General features: G+C 67.3%; 19 protein-coding genes. 13 read left to right on the top strand and 6 right to left on the bottom strand.

The window, feature by feature from the left end:
• Nucleotide 1: 1 nt before the first annotated feature.
• A complete protein-coding gene (locus ACT009_RS13405) occupies nt 2-2479 on the top strand; it encodes a TcfC E-set like domain-containing protein (protein WP_445191562.1) in 2478 nt (825 codons plus the stop codon).
• Entirely contained in the window at nt 2467-3156 is a 690-nt protein-coding gene (locus ACT009_RS13400) for a hypothetical protein (protein WP_445191561.1), read from the top strand. The genes ACT009_RS13405 and ACT009_RS13400 overlap by 13 nt, the downstream gene beginning before the upstream one ends.
• Before the next feature lie 14 nt (nt 3157-3170).
• Here ACT009_RS13400 and ACT009_RS13395 read toward each other — a convergent pair whose 3' ends face one another.
• Nucleotides 3171-4946 (bottom strand): diguanylate cyclase, encoded by a 1776-nt coding sequence (locus ACT009_RS13395; RefSeq protein WP_445191560.1) that lies wholly within the window; start codon nt 4944-4946, stop codon nt 3171-3173.
• Between the two features lie 314 nt (nt 4947-5260).
• Between ACT009_RS13395 and ACT009_RS13390 the strand changes: the two genes are divergently transcribed.
• On the top strand, nt 5261-6196 hold the full coding sequence (locus ACT009_RS13390) for a response regulator (protein WP_445191559.1): 936 nt from the start codon (nt 5261-5263) through the stop codon (nt 6194-6196).
• Between the two features lie 16 nt (nt 6197-6212).
• Here the strand turns inward: ACT009_RS13390 and ACT009_RS13385 are convergent, their stop codons facing one another.
• Nucleotides 6213-7694, bottom strand: a complete 1482-nt coding sequence (locus ACT009_RS13385) for an MFS transporter (protein ID WP_445191558.1) — start codon at nt 7692-7694, stop codon at nt 6213-6215.
• The gene (locus ACT009_RS13380; protein WP_445191557.1) at nt 7691-8728 is read right to left on the bottom strand and encodes a LacI family DNA-binding transcriptional regulator; all 1038 of its coding nucleotides are present in this window, start codon (nt 8726-8728) and stop codon (nt 7691-7693) included. The genes ACT009_RS13385 and ACT009_RS13380 overlap by 4 nt, the downstream gene beginning before the upstream one ends.
• A gap of 237 nt (nt 8729-8965) precedes the next feature.
• On the opposite strand from ACT009_RS13380, the gene ACT009_RS13375 reads away from it, so the two are divergent.
• The 6 genes from ACT009_RS13375 (at nt 8966) to ACT009_RS13350 (ending at nt 18579) form a co-directional block, all read left to right on the top strand.
• Nucleotides 8966-11755 carry a TonB-dependent receptor gene (locus ACT009_RS13375; RefSeq protein ID WP_445191556.1) on the top strand — a complete coding sequence of 930 codons (2790 nt, stop codon included), beginning with the start codon at nt 8966-8968 and terminating at the stop codon, nt 11753-11755.
• A 10-nt stretch (nt 11756-11765) separates the two neighbouring features.
• A complete protein-coding gene (locus ACT009_RS13370) occupies nt 11766-13589 on the top strand; it encodes an alpha-amylase family glycosyl hydrolase (RefSeq protein WP_445191555.1) in 1824 nt (607 codons plus the stop codon).
• Entirely contained in the window at nt 13589-15211 is a 1623-nt protein-coding gene (locus ACT009_RS13365; protein ID WP_445194098.1) for an alpha-glucosidase, read from the top strand. Before ACT009_RS13370 ends, ACT009_RS13365 begins: the two co-directional genes overlap by 1 nt.
• A gap of 2 nt (nt 15212-15213) precedes the next feature.
• Complete coding sequence (locus ACT009_RS13360) at nt 15214-17286, top strand: glycoside hydrolase family 97 protein (RefSeq protein WP_445191554.1); 2073 nt, start codon at nt 15214-15216, stop codon at nt 17284-17286.
• A 319-nt stretch (nt 17287-17605) separates the two neighbouring features.
• Nucleotides 17606-17905: a hypothetical protein gene (locus ACT009_RS13355; RefSeq protein ID WP_445191553.1), complete on the top strand. Its 300-nt coding sequence runs from the start codon at nt 17606-17608 to the stop codon at nt 17903-17905.
• A gap of 113 nt (nt 17906-18018) precedes the next feature.
• The gene (locus tag ACT009_RS13350) at nt 18019-18579 is read left to right on the top strand and encodes a hypothetical protein (RefSeq protein WP_445191552.1); all 561 of its coding nucleotides are present in this window, start codon (nt 18019-18021) and stop codon (nt 18577-18579) included.
• A 5-nt stretch (nt 18580-18584) separates the two neighbouring features.
• On the opposite strand, the gene ACT009_RS13345 is transcribed toward ACT009_RS13350, so the two are convergent.
• The 3 genes from ACT009_RS13345 to ACT009_RS13335 form a co-directional block, all read right to left on the bottom strand.
• The gene (locus tag ACT009_RS13345) at nt 18585-20981 is read right to left on the bottom strand and encodes a TonB-dependent receptor (protein WP_445191551.1); all 2397 of its coding nucleotides are present in this window, start codon (nt 20979-20981) and stop codon (nt 18585-18587) included.
• 102 nt (nt 20982-21083) lie between these two features.
• Nucleotides 21084-21455 carry a winged helix-turn-helix domain-containing protein gene (locus tag ACT009_RS13340; protein ID WP_445191550.1) on the bottom strand — a complete coding sequence of 124 codons (372 nt, stop codon included), beginning with the start codon at nt 21453-21455 and terminating at the stop codon, nt 21084-21086.
• A 1-nt stretch (nt 21456) separates the two neighbouring features.
• The gene (locus ACT009_RS13335) at nt 21457-21663 is read right to left on the bottom strand and encodes a TOBE domain-containing protein (RefSeq protein WP_445191549.1); all 207 of its coding nucleotides are present in this window, start codon (nt 21661-21663) and stop codon (nt 21457-21459) included.
• A 138-nt stretch (nt 21664-21801) separates the two neighbouring features.
• Here ACT009_RS13335 and ACT009_RS13330 point away from each other — a divergent pair, with 138 nt between their 5' ends.
• From ACT009_RS13330 to ACT009_RS13315, 4 genes are all read left to right on the top strand, one after another.
• Nucleotides 21802-22248 (top strand): VOC family protein, encoded by a 447-nt coding sequence (locus ACT009_RS13330; RefSeq protein WP_445191548.1) that lies wholly within the window; start codon nt 21802-21804, stop codon nt 22246-22248.
• Between the two features lie 76 nt (nt 22249-22324).
• Nucleotides 22325-22606: a DUF427 domain-containing protein gene (locus ACT009_RS13325; RefSeq protein WP_445191547.1), complete on the top strand. Its 282-nt coding sequence runs from the start codon at nt 22325-22327 to the stop codon at nt 22604-22606.
• A gap of 33 nt (nt 22607-22639) precedes the next feature.
• Nucleotides 22640-22825 carry a helix-hairpin-helix domain-containing protein gene (locus ACT009_RS13320; protein ID WP_445191546.1) on the top strand — a complete coding sequence of 62 codons (186 nt, stop codon included), beginning with the start codon at nt 22640-22642 and terminating at the stop codon, nt 22823-22825.
• Nucleotides 22826-22874: 49 nt separating this feature from the next.
• A complete protein-coding gene (locus ACT009_RS13315; protein WP_445194097.1) occupies nt 22875-23168 on the top strand; it encodes a UvrB/UvrC motif-containing protein in 294 nt (97 codons plus the stop codon).
• Nucleotides 23169-23207: the final 39 nt, after the last annotated feature.

Genomic DNA, 23207 nt, shown 5'->3' with positions numbered 1-23207 from the left:
CATGGGCGGGCGGGCGGCATCGCTGGCGCTGTGCCTCGCGGCATGGATCGGCATCGGCAGTGCCCCGGCGCTGGCGGCCACCGGCACCGCCGCGCGCGCCGCCGAGCCGATCGCAGCCGCGATGCCCGCCGCCTTCGCCGACCTCGCCGAGACGCGCCGCGTCGTCGCCGACGTATTCCTCGGCGATCGCCGGGTCGGTCAGTTCCAGATCGAGACCACCCCCGATACCGTCCGGGTGATCGACCCGGTCGCACTCGCCACCGCGGTGCCCGACCTCGTCGATCGCCCGGCGCTGGTCGCCGCGCTGACCGGTCCGCAGCCGTCCAACGCCCGGTTCCTTTGCGACCCCTCGCTGCCCGCCTGCGACCGGCCCCAGCCCGCGACCGCCGCGCTGGTCTATGACGCCGCGCGCTTTCGCATCGATCTGTTCGTCAACCCGCGGCTGTTGAGCGTCAACGGCGCCGCCGCCGCGCGCTTCCTCGAACCCGGCGCGGTGATGCCATCGATGGTCGATACCGTCAGCTTCGCGGTCGCGGGCGGCGACGGCCAGCGCACCGCCTATAATTTTCGCAACCGGCTCGTGCTGGGCGCTGGCAATGCGCGCCTGATCGCCGAGGCCGCCACCTCCTCGGCGCAGGCGCTCGAGGTGGAGACGCTCGGGCTCCAGCTCGACCGCCCCAATTTCCGCTACGCCGCCGGCCTGTTCTACGCGCCCGGCGCAGCGCTGGTCGGTCGCCGGCGCATCCTGGGGGTCGGCATCGGGTCGCAGTTCGACACCCGGCTCGACCGCACCGAGCTGATGGGCAGCCCGATCGTGGTCTTTCTCGCCCAGCGATCGCGCGTCGATCTCTATGTCGAAGGGCGGCTGGCGACGTCGAAGACCTTCGAGAGCGGCAACCAGCAGCTCGACACCAGCGGCCTGCCCGACGGTTCCTACGCGGTCGAGTTGCGGATCCAGGACGCGACCGGCGCAACCCGGCGCGAACAGCGCTTCTTCACGAAAAGCGCCTCGCTCGCCCCGGTCGGACGCCATGTCTTCCATGCGGAGGCCGGCATGATCGCGCTCAACCGCGACGACGCGCCCTTCGCGATGTCGCGCACGCCGCTGGTCACCGCAGGGGTTGCCGGGCGGCACGGCGCGCATATTGCCTGGGATGCGGCGTTCATGGCGACCGATCGCACCGCACTCGCCGAGATCGGTGTGTCGGTGATCACCTCGCTCGTGCAGACCCGGGTCGCGGTGCTCCGCGCGCCCAACGGCGATCGCGGCGCCGCGTTCACGCTGGGATCGTCCACCGGCGGCAGCCTCAACTATTCGTTCGATCTGCGTCAGGTCCGCAGCAGGCGCGGCAACGGGCTGATCCCGCTCGACATCGACCTGCCGGGCGGCTTCGCCGGCAGCAAGGCCACCGAGCGCTTCGGGACCGCGGCCGACTATACCCAGCTGATCGGCAACATCTCCTATCGACTCGCGAGCGCGCAGATATCCGCGACCGGCTATTACAGCCGCGGGCGCGGCGGCCGCTCGTCCTACGCGGTCGGCCCTGCGGTGCGCTGGTCGATCGTCCAGCGCGACCGGATGCAGATGAGCTTCAACGGCAGCTATGTCCGCACCGATCGTGGCCCCTCCGCCTCGGTCGGGCTGCAACTGCAGCTGCTTCGTCCGCGCGCGTCCTTCAGCGCGTCGGCGGGCGTGAAATCGACCAACCGCACGGGCGGCGGTTCGACGGGCGATTACGTCGAGCTCGGCGCCTCGGTACAGCGTGACGATGTGCTCGGCGGCAATCTCGACGGTGCGGCGGTGCTCCAGCACGGCGAGGACGGGCTCGTGCTCCAAGCCTCGGCAGACGAACGCGGCGCGCCCGGCTACCTCACCGCCAGCCTGGTCGAACGCGTCGGCGGCCGCACCGCGGGCACGCAATACGGGCTGGCCGGCCAGACCACGATCGGCTGGGGCAAGGGCGCGTTCAGCATCGGCGCGCGCGATCAGGCCGACAGCGTGATCGCGGTCGCGCTGCACAGTCCGGCCACCAGCGCCAAGTTCGAGGTCCTGGTCGACGACGCGGTGCGCGGTACGGTGACGGCGAACCGTCGGCTGGTGATCGCGGTGCCGCCGTATCGCCGCTACAAGGTCCGCCTCCGCGCAATCGGCACCGATCTGCTCGCCTTCGATACCCAGACCCGCGTTGTTGACATGCTGCCCGGCTCCTTCGCCCGGCTCGATTGGCGCGCGCAGCCGGTGGTGGCGATGTTCGGGCGGCTGATCGGCCGCGACGGCGCTGCGATCGCCGACGCCGACATCGTCACCGACGGCGCGATCGCCGCGACCGACAGCCGCGGCTATTTCCAGATCCAGGCCGCCCCCGACGCCGTGCTGAAGGTCCGCGCGACCGGCGGCGCCGAATGCACCGCCACCCTTGCTGCGGGCACCGCTCAAACCACCTATGTTCCCCTTGGAGACGTCCCATGCCGAGCATGATCCGCTCGTTCCTTCCCCTCGCCGCGATCGCCGCCGCTGCCTACCCCGCGCAGGCCAGCATCGTGCTCAGCCAGGTCGTGGTCGACATCCTGCCAACCAGTGACGTGGCGCAGAATATCGAGGTGTCGAACGACGGCACCGATATCGCCTATGTCGTCGCCGAGCCCGCCGAGATCATCGCGCCCGGCCAGCCGGGGGAAACGCGCAAGCCGATCGTCGATCCCGGCCTCGGTGGCCTGCTGGTGAGCCCGCAGCGGCTGATCCTGCAACCCGGCGAGCGCAAGACCGTCCGGATCGCCGCGATCACCCCCCGTGGCTCCACCGACCGCGTCTACCGGGTCACGATCAAGCCGGTCGCGGGTCCCGTCACCGCGCCCGTCACCGCGCTGAAGCTGCTGGTCGGCTACGACGTCCTCGTCATCTACCGCCCCGCCGCGCCGGCCCCGAAGATCGTCGGGGAACGCAACGGCGACCAGCTGACGCTGCGCAATATCGGCAACACCAACGCCGACCTGTTCGAGGGACGCGCCTGCACCGGCGATACCGCCGCGACCTGCAAGGACCTGCCCTCCAGGCGGCTCTATGCCGGACAGGCGTGGCAGCAGACCCTGCCTACGCCGGGAACGGTGCGATACCGCGTCGCGATGGGCGCCACCTCGAACGAACAGCGCTTCTGAATCGGCGCAGCCCGTCAGCTGGCGAGCGCGAACCGCGCCTGCGGTGCGCCCGCCAGCTCGAGCCGATCCCGCCCGCCGAACTTCGCGCGGTACAGCGCCGCGTCCGCCTCCTCCAGCACCCGGGTCGGCGAGCCGATCAGCGGCGCCACGCCGCCGCTGACGGTCACCTGGATCGCTGCCTGTTCGTGGATCGTCACGGTTTCCGCAAGCGCCCGGCGGAGCCGTTCGCAGACGATTTCGGCCTGCTCCATCGACGCGCCGGGTAGCAGGATCGCGAATTCCTCTCCACCGAGCCGCCCGACATGATCGGCACCGCGCACCGTGCGTCGGGCGACCTCGGCGAAGCTACGCAGGACCTGGTCGCCCGCGGCATGACCCCAGCGATCGTTGACCCGCTTGAAGTGATCGATGTCGAAGATCGCGAGGCAACCCTCCACCCCGCCCTGCCGATCGAGCAGCGCGACGAACGCGCGCCGATTGAGCAGTCCGGTCAGTGGATCGGTCGCGGCGTCGATCGTCAACCGCGCTTCCAGTGCCTTGCGCCCCGCAATGTCTCGAACGATGCTGACCACGCCGTCGACCTCGCCGTCTTCGGCCACGATCGCGCGGGTGTGCGTTTCGAACCATCTGAGATCGCCCGATCGGGTGACGGCGAGATATTCCACCCCCACCGGCTCGCCGGCTGCCGCGATCGTCCGCAGATGCGCCTCGTGGACGCTCGCGCGATGCTCGGGCGCGACCAGCAACGCCGCGTTCTTGCCGACCAGATCGGCGGGATCATAGCCCCCGAGCTGCCGGATCGATGGCGACACGAACCGGATCTTTCCGTCGAGATCGATATTCAGGATGATGTCGGTCGAATTTTCCGCGAGCACCCGATAGCGCGCCTCGCTGTCGCGCAGCGCCCGGTAGAGCTGGCTGCGCCGGGCCAGGTCGGTCGCGACGGGCAGCACCGTCAGCACCGACGACGCCAGATAGAATTGGAAGAATTGCAGCTGCGTGCCGAGGTCGACGTGCATCAGACTGATCGGGCCGCTGCCGGCCGACGTATAGCCGCCACCGATCGCAGCGAGGATCACGATCGAGGCGGCGGCGCCGAGCCGACCTAGCCGGAACGTCACCAGGATGATCGGCAGGATCGGCAGAAACAGCAGCGGCATCGCGCTTTGCGAGAAGACGAAGATGCTCGCAACGATCACCAGCGACAGCAGCAGGACGGCTTCGACGGCCAACCGCCGCGAGATCGCCGATCTGCGCTTCATCAGATCGCCGCGCAGGATCAGCGTCGCGATCGGCGTGAAGGTGAGGTTGCCGAGCGCGTGCCCTGCATACCAACGGAACAGGCTTTCCCGCCAGTCCGCCCCGACCGACAGATCGGCGACGCTTGCGCCAAGGATCGCGCTCACCAGCGGGGCGACGACGCCGACCGCGACGATGAAGTTGAACATCCAGCCGAGCGACTGGAACGGTGTGTCCGGGATGCGCGATCGCCGGACCAGCGCTGCGGCGAGCGCGGCCTCGCCGATGTTGATCATCGCGAGCGCAGGTGCTGCGACCGGACCCAGCCCGAACAACCCGGTCGCGATCATGCTGGCGCACCCGCAGCCGATCATCGTCGGCCACCAGCGGGTATATGGCATGCTCGACAGCCGGCCGATCAGCAGCGCGGTGGCGATCCAGATGAACGCCACGCCGCCGCCGAACCGCGTCGTCGCGATGGTCAGGGTCGCGACGCCGAAATACACAAGGCATTCGAGGAGCAGGCGGAGGCGAGGACGTCTTTCGTTCATCGCCGATTGAAACCAGATCGGGGTTAACACTGCACTAACCGGGCAGATCGCAATCATCGGATCGGTCACGATTTTGCCGCCGGCATGATCCTGGCATCCTCCACCGAGCAACGTGTTCGACTTCCGGTTGCGCCGATATTGCAACCGGAACGACGTACGTACCGCTGACGAAATAACATATGTGAGTTTTTAGGACTGCCGTAACCCTGACGATGCCTATTGCGGCCGTAGCGAGCAACATCACGTGCCCGTTCGATGACGTTCTGCTGGGGTTCGACATGCCTGATACACGATTGGAACGACGCGTCGTCATCGTGGATGATTCGTGGACGATCGAAGCATTGCTGAACAGCGCGCTCAGCAAACGCGACGACTTCCGCGTAGTCGGATATTGCAGCGACGTCTCGGTCGCCGCCGAGATGATCAAGCGCTTGATGCCCGACATCGTGATCATCGACCTGTGCATGGCCTATCTCGACGGTGCGGCGCTGCTGAACGCGATCCGAGACCTCGGCCAGGTCTGCAAGATCATCGTCTCCGATCACTCCGCCCGCAACGCGCTGCTGACCACGAAGCTGGTCGAGGCCGGCGCCGCCGCGTGCCTCGCCAAAAGCGACCTCGTCAACGACGCCGCCGCCTTCTTCGATCGGGTCAACGACGCGGCGGCGCGTTTAGGCAGCCAGGATCGTCACTATCTCGGCACCTTCGGCGGCAAGGCCTACAAGTCGTTCACGCCGGGCGCCGCCGGCACCGCTGGCTTCCCCCGCCCGGTCGACGAGCAGCGGCGGCTGCGGCGGATCAGCGGCAAGCGGCTTGCCAACAGCGTCGCCGAACGGCAGTTCGATCTCATCACCCGGCACGTCGCGAAGGTCACCGCCTATCCGACCTGCCTGCTGACCTTCATCGACGAAGACACCCAGTGGATCAAATCGTCGGTCGGATTCGGCATCAAGAGTACGCCGCGCGACCAGGCGATCTGCAACTACACCATCTCGCAGGGCGGCGCCTTCGTCGTCGTCGATATGGCGGCCGACACGCGCTTCGCGGCCAATCCGCTGGTGACCCACGGCCCGGTGATCAGAAGCTATGCCGGCCATCCGGTGCTCGGGGCCGACGGCGTCATCGTCGGGGCGCTGTGCGTGATCGACAACCGGGTGCGGACGGTGTCGAGCCACGTGCTCGACCAGCTCGCCGGCATGGCCGCGATCGTCGGTGAACTGATCGACCAGCGCCCGCTGCTCGCCGCCTGACCGGCGGCAAGCGAGGTCACGCCTTGCGATCGATCCGCAGCATCGCCGCCGCCGCCAGCACCATCACCGCCGCCGCGATCGCCATCGTCCAGACCGGTTCGCCGGGGAAGAAGCTGCGCACCACCTCGCCCATGATCGACGACACCACCAGCTGAGGCAGGACGATGAAGATGTTGAAAAGCCCCATGTACACGCCGAGCTTGTCCTGCGGCAGCGCTCCCGCCAGGATCGCATAGGGCATCGTCAGGATCGACGACCAGGCGATCCCCACCAGTACCATCGACGCGATCAGCACATCCGGATCGCGGACCACCAGGAACGACGCGAACCCCGCCGCGCCGCAGACCAGCCCGACGATATGGGTGTCGCGCCGCCCCAGCCGTTCGGCGAGCCGGGGCAGCACGAATGCCCATAGCGTCGCGACGCCGTTGTAGACCGCGAACAACACCCCGACCCAATTGGCGCCTTCGTTATAGCCCGCACTCGCCGCATCGGTGGCGCCGAACGCGCGCGCCGTCACGATCGGCGTCGTGTAGATCCACATGATGAACAGCGCCGACCAGGTGAACACCTGGACCAGCGCCAGCCGCCGCATCGTCGCGGGCATCGCCGCCAGATCGCCGACGATCCCGCTCAGCACATTGTCGCCCCGCCCCGACCGCACCAGCGCGGCGCTGGCCAGCAGCGCGCCGCCGAACGCGATCAGCCCCGCGCCGAGCAGGTACACCGGCTTGTCGAGGCCGAATCGTGACACCGCGGCGACGATCGCCGCGCCCAGCGCGATCCACACCGGCGCGAGCCGTGCGGTCGCCGCGGTGCGCGGTACGTGGACGGCCTCAGGGTCCGCATCGGCGAAGGCCGCCATCTGCGCGGGCGAATATTCCCGCGTCGTGCTCACCGTCCACGCCACCGCCACGAACAAGGCCGCCGCGCCGATGTAGAAGCCGTATTGCACCGATGGCGGAATGCCGCCGCCCGGCGCGGTGTTGGCGACGCCGAACACGTTGGTGAGGATGATCGGCGCGAGGCTGCCGACCACCGCGCCGGCCCCGATGAAGCCGGTCTGGAACGCATAGCCCGCGGTACGCTGCGACCGGCCGAGCATGTCGCCGACGAAGGCGCGGAACGGCTCCATCGCGACGTTGAGCGATCCGTCGAGCATCCACAGCAGGATCGCCGCGGCCCACAACACCCGCGCATTGGGCATCGCCACCAGCGCGATCGTCGCGAGGATCGCACCGGCAAGGAAATAGGGCCGCCGCCGCCCCAGCCTGCCCCAGGTCCGGTCGCTGTAATGGCCGATCACCGGCTGGACGAGCAGCCCGGTCAGCGGCGCGGCGATCCACAGGAACGCCAGGTCGTCGACCCCGGTGCCGAGCGACTGGAAGATCCGGCTGACATTCGCATTCTGCAACGCGAAGCCGATCTGGATGCCGAAGAACCCGAACGAGATGTTCCACAGGCCCCGGAACCCCTGGCGCGGCTTCTGGGCGGTCACGACGCCAGGTCGCCCGAGGATCGCCGCACGATCAGCTGGGTCGGCAGCATCGTGCTCGCGACCTCGCGATTGCCGATCCGCGCGAGCAGCGTCTCGACCAACTGTCGCCCCGCCAGCCCGCTGTCCTGCGCGATCGTGGTCAGCGGCGGATTGGCGAGCCCGGCGGCGGGTATGTCGTCGAAGCCGACGATCGCGACGTCGCCCGGCACCGCGATGCCGGCCTCGGCTAGTACCCGCATCGCCGCGAGCGCGATGAGGTCGCTCGCCGCGACGATCCCGTCGAACGCGACACCGCGATCGACCAGCGTCGTCGCCGCGCGGGTTGCGTCCTCCTCGGTCGAGATGGTGTCGATCTGCAACCGCGGATCGATCGTCATGCCGTGTCTGGCCAGCATCTCGGCATAGCCGCGGTGGCGGTCGTGGAACTCGAGATAGTGATCGGTCGCGTCGCCGAGAAAGGCGATGCGCCGCCGCCCGCGCTCGATCAGGTGGCGGGTCGCCGTGGCGCCGCCCGCGACATTGTCGCACCCGATCGTCAGCCCCGGCTGGCCCGGCTGCACCGATCCCCAGCGGATGAAATGCGTGCCCTGCGCCACCAGCTGTTCGAGCCGCGCGCGATAATCCGCATAATCGCCATAGCCGAGCAGGATCAGCCCGTCGGCGCGGTGGCTGTCCTCGTAATCGGTGTGCCAGTCGGACGAGAATTGCTGGAACGACACCAGCAGGTCGTAGCCATGTTGCGCGCAGGCCGACATCATCGACCCGAGCATGCCGAGGAAGAACGGGTTGACCACCGTATCGTCGGGATTGGGATCGCGGAACAGCAGCAGCGCGATCGTCCGGGTGGTGCCGCTGCGCAGGTTCGACGCGCTGCGATCGACCGCATAGTTCAACTGCCGCGCGATCGCCTCGATCCGCTGGCGGGTCGCCAGGCTGACCGTCGGACTGCCGCGCAGCGCCCGCGACACCGTCGGCTGCGACACGCCCGCGAGTTGCGCGATGTCGAACGACGTTGCTCTATGCTGGGCAGTCACGACGCATCCCCCCTTCCCGGCCGTCTCGCGGCGCCATTTTCCCGATGCGTGGGCCGCGAACGCGGAACCGTCAATATAGCCTCCGCGCGCGATCGACCGCAGCGGGCCCGCCGCCGATCCACTGAATACGTATGCGGTTCGATTGGCTTTGCCGCCCAGTAATCGCACTGGTGCGCGGTGATCCAACCCGCTCACGGCGCAGCAAGACGCCGGGCGGTCAACAGGGGAGACTGGAAGATGACCTACCGCAACTCGACGTTCGCGACCCGCGGACTGCTCAACATCGGCGTCAGCGGCACCGCGCTCGGCATTGCATTGCTGGTCGCGAGCGCAGCGCAAGCCCAAACCGCTGCCGCTACCGCCGATACGACCGCAACGGAGCAGACCGCCACCGATCAGGCCGATCCCGCCGCCGAGCCAGTGTCCGAAGGCGACATCGTCGTCACCGGCTTCCGAGCCAGCCTCCGCTCCGCGATCGCGGTGAAGCGCAACCTCGACGTCGTCGCGGAGGTCGTCTCGGCCGAGGACATCGGCCGCCTTCCCGACGTGTCGATCGCCGAATCGCTGGCACGGCTGCCCGGCGTCACCTCGCAGCGCACCGGCGGACAGGCCTCCGCGATCAACATCCGCGGGCTCAGCCAGGACCTCGTCTCCGCGACGCTCAACGGCCGCGAACAGGTCGCGACCTCGGGCAACCGGGTCATCGAATTCGATCAATACCCGTCCGAACTCGTCAACCAGGCAGCGGTCTACAAGAGCCCGAAGGCGTCGCAGATCGAAGGCGGCGTCGCCGGCAAGGTCGAACTCACCACCGCCCGTCCGCTCAGCATCCCCGGCAAGACGCTGGTCAGCGTCAACGTCCGCGGCGTCTACAACGATCGCGCCGGGCAGAACCCCGATGCCAGCAAGTTCGGCTATCGCGGCAGCGCGTCGATCCAGACCAAGCTGCTCGACGACACGCTCGGCCTTGCGATTGGCTACGCACGGCTGAAGCAGGCCAACGTCGCCACCCGATTCGTCGGCTACGATTATACCGCGACCGGCCAGAACGGCAGCCCCGCGGCGCGCGACGTCGACGGCAACGGCCGCCCCGACGCGATCGGCTATGGCTTCGAAACCGTCCAGGCGGGCGGCAACGAAACCCGCGACGGCGTGCTCGGCAGCATTCAGTACGAACCGACCGACACGCTGCGCATCCTGGTCGACGGCTATTACTCGCAATTCAAATCGGACGTGTATCGCCGCGGCATCCGCGTCGAGAACCTGCAATCGTCGAGCGCGGCGCTGACCGACCCGACCGTGATCGGCAACACCATCGTCGGCGGCACGACCTCGGGCATCCGCACGCGCACGATCCAGCAGGACGAGAACCGGCTCGACAAGCTCTACACCTTCGGCGGCAATATCCAGAAGGACATCGGCCAGCTGACGCTGACCGCGGACGGCTCCTATTCGCGCGCGTCGAGCTTCTTCAACAATTCGGGGCTCGACGACAACGGCAACACCACGACCAACCCGGTCACGCTGACCTACAAGCTCGACAGGCTCAACGTCGGGTCGTTCGCGACGAGCGCCAACTATACCGATCCCGCCGCGAACACCTTCGAGGGGTTCTACATCGTGCCGCAGCGCGACACCGATCGGCTCTACGCCTTCGCGGGCAGCGCGCTCTACAAGGTCGACGGGTCGTTCCTGAAGTCGATCGAAGTCGGCGGCCGCTACGGCAACCGCCGCGCCGAGCGCACCATCACCAGCTTCAACAGCTTCAGCTTCGCAAGCCCGGTGACGCTCACCGGCTCGAATTCGCAGATCGCGGGTTTCAAGGGCAAGTTCGGCTCCTATCCAGACTTCCTGGTCGCCGACATCGGCAGCATCTTCGACCAGCAGCTCGGCACGAACCGCGTCGTCGATCAGTCGCAGGCCTTCACCCGCGATCAGAGCTTCACGATCGACGAGAAGACCTACGCCGGCTACGGCCAGCTCAACTTCGACACGATCGCCGGATCGCTGCCGTTCAAGGGCAATATCGGCCTGCGCGTCATCCATACCGACCAGAGCTCGTCGTCGACGATCGCGGACGGCAGTGGCGGCCGCTACGCCAATAGCCGCGGCGACAAATACACCGACTGGCTGCCGCAGGCGAACTTCATCCTGAGTCTCAGCGAACAGGACCAGGCCCGCCTCTCGCTGTCGCGCCAGATCTCGCGTCCGCGCTTCTTCGATTTCCGCAACTCGATCTCGACCAATCTGGTCGGCATCGGCGGCGGGGTCGCGCGGCTCGACGGATCGGGCGGCAACCCGACGCTGCAGCCGTTCCGCGCCAACCAGTTCGATGCGACCTACGAACATTATTTCGGCAGCAGCGGCTCGCTCGTGCTCGGCGCCTTCTACAAGGACATCCGCAGCTTCGTGATCGGCGGGATCATCCCGAACTATGATTTCGCGGCGAACGGCATCTCTACCCCGCCACTCGCGGGCACCGGCTTCACCAGCGTGGTCACGACGGGCAATCTGTCGGCGCCGGTCAACGGCAAGGGCGGCTATGTCTACGGTTTCGAAGCCGCGCTGACCAAGACGTTCGATTTCCTGCCGGCGCCGTTCGACGGCCTGGGCGCGGTGCTCAACGTCTCGTACAACCAGTCGGACGTCAGCATCACCAACGCGATCAGCGGCAACACGCTGTCGCTGACCCTGCCGGGCCTGTCCAAGGTCGTGTCGAACCCGACGATCTTCTTCGAAAAGAGCGGTTTCTCGACCCGCGTGTCGATGCGCTACCGCTCCAAGTTCGTCGCGCCGCAGTTCGGCCTTAGCGAACAGATCGTCACCAACGCCGCCGAAACCGTATTTGACGCGCAGATGAGCTACGAATTCCCCGCGGACAGCGCCCTGGGGGGCATGACCCTCCTCGCGCAGGCGAACAACTTCACCGACGAACCCACCCGCTCCTATTTCGGTCAGCCCGCGCAGACCGGCACGCTTCAGTATTTCGGCCGGCAATTCTATCTGGGCGCCAGCTTCCGCTTCTAAGGGCAGATCGATGTTCAAGTCCGTCGCCGCGGTGTTGGCAAGTTCGCTGCTACTCTGCCCCGCGGCGGCGCAGCCGTCCGCTGCCGTCGCGGATTACCGGGCGCGGCTGCCCCAGGACGAGGTGATCTACTTCGTCCTGCCCGACCGGTTCGAGAACGGAGACCCGGGGAACGATCGCGGTGGCCTGACCGGCGACCGCCTCGCCACGGGCTTCGATCCGACCGCGAAGGGCTTCTACCATGGCGGCGACCTGAAGGGGCTGACCAAGCGGCTCGGCTATATCCGGTCGCTCGGCGCCACCGCGATCTGGCTCGGGCCGGTGTTCCGGAACAAGCCGGTGCAGGGCGCCAAGGGGCAGGAATCCGCCGGCTATCACGGCTATTGGATCACCGACTTCACCCGCGTCGATCCGCATCTTGGCAGCAACGACGACATGGCGGCGCTGGTCGCGGCGGCGCACGCGCGCGGGATGAAGGTCTACATGGACATCATCGTCAACCACACCGCCGACGTGATCCATTACCGCGAATGCGCGGAGGGCACGCCGTGTCCCTATCGCGACCGCGCCACCTATCCCTACCAGCGCAAGGGCGGTGCCGGGGGCAAGCCGATCAACACCGGGTTTGCGGGCGACGACGTCGCGACCGCCGCCAATTTCGCGGCGCTCACCGATCCGGGTTACGCCTACACGCCCTACGTCCCTGCCGCCGAGCGGACGGTGAAGGTCCCGGCGTGGCTCAACGATCCGATCTATTATCATAATCGCGGCGATTCGACGTTTGCGGACGAGAGCTCGACCATGGGCGACTTCTCCGGCCTGGACGACCTGATGACCGAAAACCCGCGGGTGCTCGCGGGGATGACCGAGATATTCGGCGGTTGGATCGACCGGTTCAAGGTCGACGGCTTCCGCATCGACACCGCGCGCCACGTCGATCCGGCTTTCTGGCAGGCGTTCGCACCCGCGATGATCGCGCGCGCCAAGGCCAACGGCATTCCCAATTTCCACATCTTCGGCGAGGTCGCGGGCGGCACGATGGACCCGGGCTATCTCGCCCAGTTCACCCGGCGAGACCGCCTGCCCGCGGTGCTCGACTTCGCGTTCCGCTGGGGCGTCACCGATGTCGTCGCCGGCAACAAGGGCACCAGCGAGCTCGCCGCGCTGTTCGACGGCGACGTGCTGTACAAGGGCGGGGCGGCGACCGCGATGACGCTGCCGATTTTCCTCGGCAATCACGACCAGGGCCGCTTCGCGCGCGACGTCCGCCGGCTCAACCCCGCCGCCGACGATGCCGAGGTGCTGGCGCGCGTGAAGCTCGCGCATGCGATGTTGCTGACGTTGCGTGGCGTGCCGACGATCTACTCGGGCGACGAACAGGGGTTCGCCGGCGACGGCGACGATCAGGATGCGCGCGAGGATTTGTTCGCGTCGCAGGTCGCGGTGTACAACGACAATGTGCTGGTCGGCACCAAGGCGACTACCGCGTCGGCCAATTTCGGCACCACCCACCCGCTCTACCGCGAGATCGCCTCGTTATCGGCGCTGCGCCGCGCGAACCCGGCGCTGACGCGGGGCCGGACCGTCGTCCGGGCGCGCGGACCGTCCCCTGGGCTGTTCGCGGTGTCGCGATTCGATCCGTCGACCGGGCGCGAGATCCTGCTCGCCTTCAACACCGGCGCCACCGCGATCACCGGGGCCGTGCAGGTCGAGACCGCGTCGACCCGCTTCGCCACGCTCGCCGGCCCCTGCCCCACCCGCGCCGCGGCGCCCGGCAGCGTGTCGATCAGCCTGCCCGCCTTCGGCTATGCCGTGTGCGCCGCGGCACCGAAATGATGCCCGAGCCCACGCGCCAGCCCGAACCGGCGGCCGATACCCCGTGGTGGAAGGGCGCGTCGATCTACCAGATCTATCCGCGCAGCTTCGCCGACAGCAACGGCGACGGCATCGGCGACCTGCCCGGCATCACCGGGCACCTCGATCACGTCGCCAGCCTCGGCGTGGATGCGATCTGGCTGTCGCCCTTCTTCACCTCGCCGATGCGCGATTACGGCTATGACGTCGCCGACTATCGCGACGTCGATCCGATCTTCGGCACGCTCGCCGATTTCGACGCGCTGATCGCCCGCGCCCATGCGCTGGGGCTGCGGGTGATCATCGACCAGGTCTACAGCCACACCTCCAACGAGCATCCGTGGTTCGTCGAGAGCCGCTCGTCGCGCACCAACCCGAAGGCGGACTGGTATGTCTGGGCAGACGCCAAGCCGGACGGCAGCCCGCCGTCGAACTGGCAATCGGTGTTCGGCGGCCCGGCCTGGACCTGGGACGCGCGGCGCCGCCAATATTATCTGCACAATTTCCTGAAGGAACAGCCGCAGCTCCACGTTCACGACGCCGCGGTGCAGGAAGAACTGCTCGACACCGCGCGCTTCTGGCTCGATCGCGGCGTCGATGGCTTCCGGCTCGACGCGATCAACTTCGCGATGCACGACCCCGCGCTGACCGATAATCCGCCGGTCGCCGACAACGGCATCAAGACGCGGTCGTTCGATTTCCAGCGCCACATCCACAACCAGAGTCACGCGGACATCCCCGGCTTCCTCGAACGCCTGCGCCGCCTGATCGACACCTATGGCGACCGGTTCACCGTCGCCGAGGTGGGGGGGGCCGAGAGCGACCGCGAGATGAAGCTGTTCACCCGCGGCAACGCGCGGCTGAACAGCGCCTATGGCTTCGACTTCCTCTACGCGTCCACGCTCGAACCCCGCACCGTCGCCGACGCGATCACGCTGTGGCCCGCGCAGGCCGAGACCGGCTGGCCGAGCTGGGCGTTCGAGAACCACGATGCGCCCCGCGCGGTGTCGCGCTGGGCCGCACCCGAGCACCGCGACGCCTTTGCGCGGATGAAGATGCTGCTGCTGGTCTGCCTGCGCGGCAATATCTTCCTCTATTATGGCGAGGAACTGGGATTGACCCAGGTCGATGTCCCGTTCGCGCTGCTCCGCGATCCCGAGGCGATCGCCAACTGGCCGCTGACGCTGTCACGCGACGGCGCGCGGACGCCGATGCCGTGGCGATCGGACGCGCCGCAAGCTGGCTTCAGCGACGGCACGCCGTGGTTGCCCGTTGGCGCCGATCATCCGTCGCTGGCGGTCGACCGGCAGGAGCGCGATCCGGGTTCGCTGCTCCACCTGACGCGGCGGCTCCTCGCGCTGCGCAAGGCCAACCCGGCGCTCGCGACCGGCGACCTGACGCTTGTCGAGGTCGCGCCCACCCTGCTCGTCTTCGAACGCCGCGCCGCGAACCAGACGATGCTGTGCCTGTTCAACATGGGTCCCGCGCCCATCGAATGGCAGCCCGCCCAGCCCGAACGCTGGCGCTTGCGCGACAGCGTCAATCACGCCGGGGGATGGATCTTAGCCGGCTATGCCGCCATCGTCGCCGAAAGGATCGCCTGATCATGAAGACCCTCCTGCTGCTCTCCGCCGCCCTGATCGCCGCCCCCGCCGCGGCGCAAACCGAGCCGGCGACGACCAACGAGACGATCAAGCCGCAGCCGCCGAGCGCGATCCCCAGCGCGATCGCGACCTCGCCCGACGGCAGCATCGCGGTCACCGTGGCGACCGATGCGGAGGGGCATGCGACCTATAGCATCAGCCGCAAGGGCGAGCTGATCGTCACCCCCTCGCGACTCGGCTTCCTGTTCACCGACGCGCCCAAGTTCGATCGCCACCTGAAGATCGAGAGCGTCACCCGCGACAAGGCGGATGCGACCTGGACCCAGCCATGGGGCGAGTGGAAGACGATCCGCGACAATCATATCGAGATGCGCGTCCGCCTGGTCGAGACCGATCGGATGAAGCGGATGATCGACGTCGTGTTCCGCCTGCAGGACGATGGCGTCGGCTTCCGCTACGAATTTCCCGAACAGCCGGGCTTCAAGACCGTCAACATCGCCGAGGAACTCACCCAGTTCGCCTTCGCGACCGAGGCGACCGCGTGGTGGAAGCCCGCGTTCGAATGGAACCGCGAGGAATATCTCTACAATCGCACGCCGCTGACCGGCGTCGGCACCGCGGCGACGCCGATCACGCTGAAACTGGCGAGCGGGACTCATGTCGCGCTGCACGAGGCGGCGCTGGTCGACTATGCCGGCATGAACGTCGCCAAGGTCGAGGGCAACACGCTGAAGGCGGTGCTGACCCCCGGCGCCGGTGCCCCGAAGGTGACCCGGACCGGCGCCTTCGCCACGCCGTGGCGTACGCTGATCCTCGCGGACGACGCGCCCGGCCTGTACATGAGCCACCTCGAGCTCAATCTCAACGAACCCAACAAGCTGGGCGATGTCAGCTGGATCAAGCCCGGCAAGTTCGTCGGTGTGTGGTGGAACATGATCACCGGCAAGTGGAGCTGGGCGACCGGCCCTCAGCACGGCGCCACCACCGCGCACGTCAAGACCTACATCGACTTCGCGAGCGCCAACAAGATTCCAGGCGTCCTCGTCGAAGGCTGGAATGTCGGCTGGGACGGCGACTGGTTCGGCAACGGCAACGCCATGCAGTTCGACACGCCGACCCCCGATTTCGACGCAACCGAACTCGCCCGCTACGCTAAGGCCAAGGGCGTCTACCTGATCGGCCACAACGAGACCGGCGGCTCGGCCAGCCATTACGACGCCCAGCTCGACCGCGCCTTCGGCTATGCGCGCGACCACGGCATTCCCGCGGTGAAGACCGGCTACGTCACCGACGCCGGCCAGATCGAGCGCGTCGATCCGGACGGCACCGCAAAGCGCGAATGGCACGAGGGGCAATGGATGGTGAACCACTATACCCGCGTCGTCACGACCGCCGCGAAATACCGCGTCGCGATCGACAGCCACGAACCGGTGAAGGACACCGGCCTGCGTCGCACTTATCCGAACTGGGTCGCCCGCGAGGGCTCGCGTGGCATGGAATATAACAGCTGGGCGGGCAAGAACCCGCCCGAGCACGAAGCCAACCTCGCCTTCACGCGCATGCTCGAAGGCCCGATGGATTTCACCCCAGGCGTGCTCAGCCTGAAGGGCAGCGACGACAGCGACATCCTGTCGACCATCGCCAAGCAGCTCGCGCTGTACGTCGTGCTCTATTCGCCGGTTGTCATGGCAGCCGATACGCCGGAGAACTACGCGAAATACCCACAGGCGTTCCAGTTCATCAAGGACGTGCCGACCGACTGGTCCGACACCCGCGTGCTGAACGGCGAGGTCGGCGACTACGTCACCTTCGCCCGGCGCGATCGCCGCTCCGACGATTGGTATATCGGCAGCATCACCGACGAGAATGCGCGGACGCTCACCGTGACGCTCGACTTCCTCGACCCGGGCAAGAGCTACACGGCACAGATCTACCGTGACGGCCCCGGCGCCGATTACCGCACCACCGCCCGCCATTCGATCGCCTTCGAGACCAGGACGGTGCGCAAGGGCGACCGCCTGACCGTGGCCCTCGCGCCCGGCGGCGGGCAGGCGATTCGGCTGAAGCGACGGTAGAGCGGGCGCTCGAACGCTCCCGGTATGCCCGATGTGTCCCCGTGAACCCGGGGACACAGTACTGGGCTCCGGCGTTCGCGGGAGCACAACCAGGTGGAACGTTCGCTTCGGCCAAGGTCAAGTGTTAACCAAGTTCGCACCTAAGTCGGGCGGCTACAGGCACAGCGTCAAGAAATATTCACGGTTAAGATTTGCTTGATCCGTACCAAAACAGATCATCGCAATTGTCCCTTAACCATGTTCGTTCGTAATCGTGAATTTACCGTAAATAGTGGGGCCCTTGGCCGGAACGTCGACTGTGCGCCGACATTGCATCCACATGGGTATTGTCATCGACATCACTGACAAGCTGAACGCGCTCCGTCGCTCGCGTCGCTTGGTCAAGGACATCCAGCGTTCGGATCTGCGGATCGCCTATGGCCTCCTGATGGTCACCGAACGCGAGGTGGAGCGACAGATGTTGATCCTGTGCGACAAGAACGCCTCGAAGGCGGATGTCGAGGAGGCGATCGAATTGATGCCGTTGCTGACCGAGATCCTCGGGCAGCGGCAGCGCGAATATCGGTGCCTGGAGCTGGATCTGATCGCCAACGGCGACACCGGCACCCACGACGATTGACGCGCCCGGCACCACTCCGGTGACCCGGCAATTGGGAGGACGCCATGGGCCTGTTTCCGTCACGGCTGATCCCCGACAGCGAGTATCTCCTGTCGCGCTCGATCCAGGAGTCGGTGCTCGCCGCCGACGCAACCACACCGCGCGCTGCCGCAGCGCACCACGCGATCGCGGGCTGCTACCTCGCCAGGCTGTTCGGCGAAGACGCCGCCACCGAAGACAGCCGTCGCGGACCGTCTGCCGCCGGCACCCCGGGGCCGCGGTTCAGCGACCTCAGAAGCGTTCCCGCGAACGCGGACCTGAACCAGCTTCTCGACGACCTGATCCGAACGACCTCCACCGGCACGAACGCGGCACCTTCCGCCGGGGCGGGCGTTGCGCCTGTTGCAGCAAGGAGAAGGGCATTGGAAATCATCAAGCTACCCGCCGGCGAACTCGCGCCCGACGAGTGCGATTGCGTGCGCGTCATCCGCAAGCCCGACGGCGGCTTCGAACTCAACTGCAATGCGCTTCAGGCCGATAGCAGCGACGGCGAGGTCGATTCGGTGTCGTTGATCGGCGGCGACACCTATCGCACCTTCGAACTCGCCGAGGCGGCGGGACTTGCCTGGGCGCACGACCACAGCTCCGAACGCGTCTATGTCTGCACGCTCGACCCCGACGATCTGAACGACTGATCCAGCTACAGGCGCACGCGCACGGTCCCGCCGATCGTGCGCGGTTCGCTCGGCGAGCCCAGGATCAACCCGGAATTGCCCGCCTGGATCGTCAGGTTCTGGATATAGTCGGCGTCGAGCAGGTTGCGCGCCCACAGGATCATCTCCAGCCCGTCCGCGAAGCGGTAGCCGATGTTGGCGTTGGTCAGGTTGTAGCCGCGGATATAGGTGAAGCGCGACAGGCTGGGATCGCCGTTATAGCCGCTGCGGGACGCCGTATCGACATGGGCGAACACCTGGCCGCTGCCGACCGGTCGCGTGTAATCCAGGCCGGCGGTCAGCGCGAAGCGCGGCAGCGAGGCGAGCCGCCGGCCGGTAAGGCTGCACTGGGTCGTCGCCGCGGTCTGCACCTCGAGCGGGCAGGGTCCCGCCGGATAGTCGCTGTAGGTGCCGTCCGAATAGGCGACATTGGTTCGCGCACTGAGTCCCGGCAGCAGGATCGCGGTGACGTCGGCTTCCAACCCCTTCACCGTGACCGCAGGGATATTCGACAGATAGCCGCGCAACTGCACGGTCTGCGTCAGCGAGTTCTCGACGACGGTCGCCTGAAAGTCGCGCACCTTCGTGTAGAAACCGTCGATGTTGAAGATCAGCCGCCGATCCAGCAGCGCGGTCTTCAGCCCGACCTCATAGGTCTCGTTGCGCTCCGGCCGGACGACAGCGGTCGCCAGCACCGGGCGGTTGGCGTTGTCGAGCGGCAGGCCCGACATGTTGATGCCGCCCGATTTGAAACCGCGTGCATAGCTGGCATAGGCCATCACATCGTCGGTGGCCTGCCACGCGAAGTTGCCGCGGCCCGACAGGCTGCCGTCGCTGTCGTGCGCTTCGTAGCTTTGCGGGCGCAGCACACCCAGCCGCGCGTTGACGAGCGCGGTGCTCGTCGTCGCCGAACCACCCGAGACGGTGGTGGTGTAGTAACCGTCCTTATCCTCCTGCGTGTAGCGCAGGCCGAGCGTTGCGGTGAGGCTAGGCACGATACGCCAGTTGACCTCGCCGAACGCGGCATAGCTGAGGCTGCGGAAATCGGTGCGGCCGTCCTGGCCATAGCCGTCGAGCAGATTGCCCGGCACCGGCGTGTTGGCGGTGCCGGTCGTCGTACCGATCAGGTAACGCGCCGCGGCCGGCCCGTAGATGCTGATCGGTCGCCCGACGATCTTCTGGCGGAAGCCGTAGAGACCAGCGACGTAGCTGAACGGCCCCGCACCGTTCGAGGCGAGCCGCACCTCCTGGCTATACTGGTCCTGCCGCGACGGGATGTGCTGCGACGACTGGATCGGCAGGCCGGTATAGTCGCGATCGTTTTCCGCATCCCAGTTCCAGAACCGCCACGCGCTGACCGATGTCAGCGTCGCGAAACCGAGGTTCCAGTCGGTGATCGCGCTGACGCCGCCTTCGTTGGTGTCGACGCCGAGCGGCCCGTCGATGTCGGTGACCCGGTCGTAGGCATTGGTGCTGGCGGGCGCATAGCCGAACTGCGCGGCGAGCCCGCTCGGTCCGCCGAACTGACGGTTGGCGGCGCGCAGCGAGGTGCCGGTGCGCAGATAGACCTGGCCGCAGCAATAGGCCTGGAAGTTGGTGAAGTCGGCAATGAGCCGCATCTGGATGGTATCATCGGGCTTGATCAGCAGCTGCCCGCGCACGGCCTGCGTGCCCAGCGTGTTGGTGTCGCGGCCGGTGCGGAGATTGTCGATCACGCCGTCGCGACGGGTCGACACTACCGATACGCGATAGGCGACGGTGTCGCTGATCGGCCCCGACACCCAGCCCTTGGCCTGGACGAGATTGCGCTCGCCATAGGACAGCTCGGCAAAGCCTTCGCGGGCGAAGGTGGGGCTGCGCGTCGTGATGTTGAGCGCGCCGGCGGTGGTGTTCTTGCCGAATAGCGTGCCCTGCGGCCCGCGTAGTTCCTCGACCTGTTCGATGTCCGCGAAGTCGAACGCCGCGGTCGCCGGGCGGGCGTGGTAGACCTGATCGATGTAGAAGCCGACGCCGGGTTCCAGCCCGTCGTTCGCTTGGCTGACCGCGACCACGCTCGATCCGAGCCCGCGGATCGTGAAGGCGGTGTTGCGCGGGTTGGCCGAGCTGTAGTTGAGGCTCGGGATCAGCGTCGTCAGTCCCTGCGTGTTGACCGTGAAGCTCTGGTCGATGAGCTCGCCGCCGATCACCGACAGCGCCGCAGGGACGCTCTGCGCGTTTTCGGCGCGGCGCCGGGCGGTGACGATGACGTCGGGCAGCGCGTCGATGGATGGCGCAGTTCCGGCAGCGTCCCCGTCGGCGGGTGTCGCGATCGACTGCGCCTGGGCGGGCCACACGGACATCGGCGCGGCGACGGTGATCAGCAACAGCACGAAACGCTTGGACATGGACCGGAACCCCCTTGGCGCGGATTCTTCCGCTGCCATCATATCCGGCCGTATATCGACATCATATTCGAGCGTATATAGATCTACGTCGTCATCGACGGCTCAGCCAGACGCGATCGGTTCCTTGCGCAGATGCGTCGTCAGCACGGCATAGGCGGATCCCTCCGCCGCCTCGGCCGCTTCGCGCTCCATCGTCCGATAGGCGTGAAGAACCGCGGCACCGGTTTCGGTGACCCGGGCACCGCGTTCGCGCCCGCCGCCCTTCAGCGTGTCGACCAGCGCGGGATCGAAGCACCGGTTCATCTCGTCGACGAGCAGCCAGGCGCGTCGATAGCTCATGCCCAGCGCCTGCGCCGCGCCGGTGATCGACGCTTCGACCCCGATCGCCTCGAGCAGATCCGCCTTGCCGGGCCCGAGCGCAAGCGCATCGCCGCAGGCGATCTGCAGTTTCAGCCAGAGCGGCCCGCGCTTCACCTCACTTACCGATCATCACGTCGCTGGCCTTCACGATCACGGTCACCGTATCGCCGAGCGTCAGGCCAAGCTCGGCGATCGCCTCTTCGGTGATGTTCGCGGTGACGATATCGCCGCCGCCGATCTCGACCTTGATCGAACCGTTCACCGCGCCGGGCGCGATCGCGACGATCTTGCCGGCGATCTGGTTGCGCGCACTGAGCTTCATCGGTCTTCCTCCTGTGATAGCCGGAGCAACCTACCTCGCCCATCCCCCGCCGGCCAGCAAGCGATGCCGCGACGCAGGGGCTGGCGACGTGCCGCCAACCCGCTAGGCTGCCGCTCGTCCGACAAGGAGCCGCCGCACATGATCGCCTATCCCCTCCTGCTCCTCCTCGCCGCCGTGCCTCAGGCTGCGGCCGACGTCACGGCGCGGGCGGAGCATGTCGCGATCCAGGCATCAGACCTCGATCGCAGCGCCGCCTTCTATCACGAGGCGTTCGGGCTGCGGCTCATCCCCACCCCGCTGAAGAACCGCCGCTGGCTCGACCTCGGCAACGGCATGGCGCTGCACATCCTCGACGGCCGCGTCGCGCCGAAGCCGTCGAACCGCAACGAACACCTGGCGCTGCATGTCGACGATCTCGCCACCGTCACCGCCTGGCTGGACCGGCATCACCTCGTCTGGACCAATCTCGGCGGCACGCCACGCACCATGCAGACCCGCTTCGACGGTGTCCGCCAGATCTACGTCCAGGATCCCGACGGTTATTGGCTGGAAATCGGCGACGCGCGCGGCGTTCCGGCCCGGTGATGCGTTGCATGCACTCGGCGAAGGCGGCGTCGAGCAGATCGGCTCGTTCACCAGAACCGATGTCAGGAGACGGATGATGATCGAAGCACGATGGAACGGCGCGGTGATCGCCAGCAGCGACGACACGGTCGTCGTCGAGGGCAACCACTATTTTCCCGCCGATGCGGTCGACGCCGCGGTGTTGCGGCCGAGCGCCACGACGACGATCTGCCCGTGGAAGGGAACCGCGCACTATCACAGCCTCCATGTCGACGGCGCCGACAACCCAGACGCCGCCTGGTATTATCCGGATCCGAAGGCGAAGGCCGAGAATATCCGCGACCGTATCGCCTTTTGGAAGGGCGTGCAGGTTGGTTGAGCTCGCGGCGGCCGGCGGAACGAGAGTCTGCGCATGATCGACCTCAATGCGGCGACGGCGGAGCAACTCGATGCGGTGCCGCAGCTGAAGGGGCACGGCTTCGAGATCGTCCGCTACCGCGAGGAGCGCGGGCGCTTCGACAGTCTGCGCCAGCTCGACGAGGTTCCGCGCCTCACCGGCAAGTGGGACGGCGCCGAGGCCGAGGTCGGCGTCGACTGACGCAAGGCGCTCGGGCGACCCAGGACCCGCGCTCGTGCGTTGAGACATGATGAGCAGCATCGAGGATTTGCAGCGCGAAATGGAGGCGGCGGTCGAAGCGCTCGATTTCGAGCGCGCGTCGCAGTGTCGCGACCGGATCAGCCTGTTGCGCGGCGGCGCGACCGCGCAGGATGCGGAGCGGGCCGATCCGTCGGGGCTGGTCCGCCAGCAGCCCGGCGCGATGGGGCTCGGCACAAGCCAGCAACGCCTGACCCCGCCCCCCGGCTGGCGACCGCCGCCCAAGCCCGATCCGATGACCGCGGGTCGGGGTCGCCGCGGTCGGCGTCCGCCCGACGACACCTGATCGCGACTCGGGTGAAGCCGCAACGCAGATCCGCGTCGC

This window comes from Sphingomonas sp. Tas61C01, assembly GCF_052567495.1.
This window is presented reverse-complemented; position numbering and strand designations above follow the sequence as displayed.

What these genes read in the sequence shown, in the direction of transcription:
- ACT009_RS13320 (WP_445191546.1), top strand. Translation starts at nt 22,640, where the DNA reads ATGATCGACCTCAATGCGGCGACGGCGGAGCAACTCGATGCGGTGCCG.
- ACT009_RS13365 (WP_445194098.1), top strand. Translation starts at nt 13,589, where the DNA reads ATGCCCGAGCCCACGCGCCAGCCCGAACCGGCGGCCGATACCCCGTGG.
- ACT009_RS13360 (WP_445191554.1), top strand. Translation starts at nt 15,214, where the DNA reads ATGAAGACCCTCCTGCTGCTCTCCGCCGCCCTGATCGCCGCCCCCGCC.
- ACT009_RS13355 (WP_445191553.1), top strand. Translation starts at nt 17,606, where the DNA reads ATGGGTATTGTCATCGACATCACTGACAAGCTGAACGCGCTCCGTCGC.
- ACT009_RS13315 (WP_445194097.1), top strand. Translation starts at nt 22,875, where the DNA reads ATGAGCAGCATCGAGGATTTGCAGCGCGAAATGGAGGCGGCGGTCGAA.
- ACT009_RS13335 (WP_445191549.1), bottom strand. Translation starts at nt 21,663, where the DNA reads ATGAAGCTCAGTGCGCGCAACCAGATCGCCGGCAAGATCGTCGCGATC.
- ACT009_RS13400 (WP_445191561.1), top strand. Translation starts at nt 2,467, where the DNA reads ATGCCGAGCATGATCCGCTCGTTCCTTCCCCTCGCCGCGATCGCCGCC.
- ACT009_RS13330 (WP_445191548.1), top strand. Translation starts at nt 21,802, where the DNA reads ATGATCGCCTATCCCCTCCTGCTCCTCCTCGCCGCCGTGCCTCAGGCT.
- ACT009_RS13395 (WP_445191560.1), bottom strand. Translation starts at nt 4,946, where the DNA reads ATGAACGAAAGACGTCCTCGCCTCCGCCTGCTCCTCGAATGCCTTGTG.
- ACT009_RS13405 (WP_445191562.1), top strand. Translation starts at nt 2, where the DNA reads ATGGGCGGGCGGGCGGCATCGCTGGCGCTGTGCCTCGCGGCATGGATC.
- ACT009_RS13325 (WP_445191547.1), top strand. Translation starts at nt 22,325, where the DNA reads ATGATCGAAGCACGATGGAACGGCGCGGTGATCGCCAGCAGCGACGAC.
- ACT009_RS13370 (WP_445191555.1), top strand. Translation starts at nt 11,766, where the DNA reads ATGTTCAAGTCCGTCGCCGCGGTGTTGGCAAGTTCGCTGCTACTCTGC.
- ACT009_RS13345 (WP_445191551.1), bottom strand. Translation starts at nt 20,981, where the DNA reads ATGTCCAAGCGTTTCGTGCTGTTGCTGATCACCGTCGCCGCGCCGATG.
- ACT009_RS13375 (WP_445191556.1), top strand. Translation starts at nt 8,966, where the DNA reads ATGACCTACCGCAACTCGACGTTCGCGACCCGCGGACTGCTCAACATC.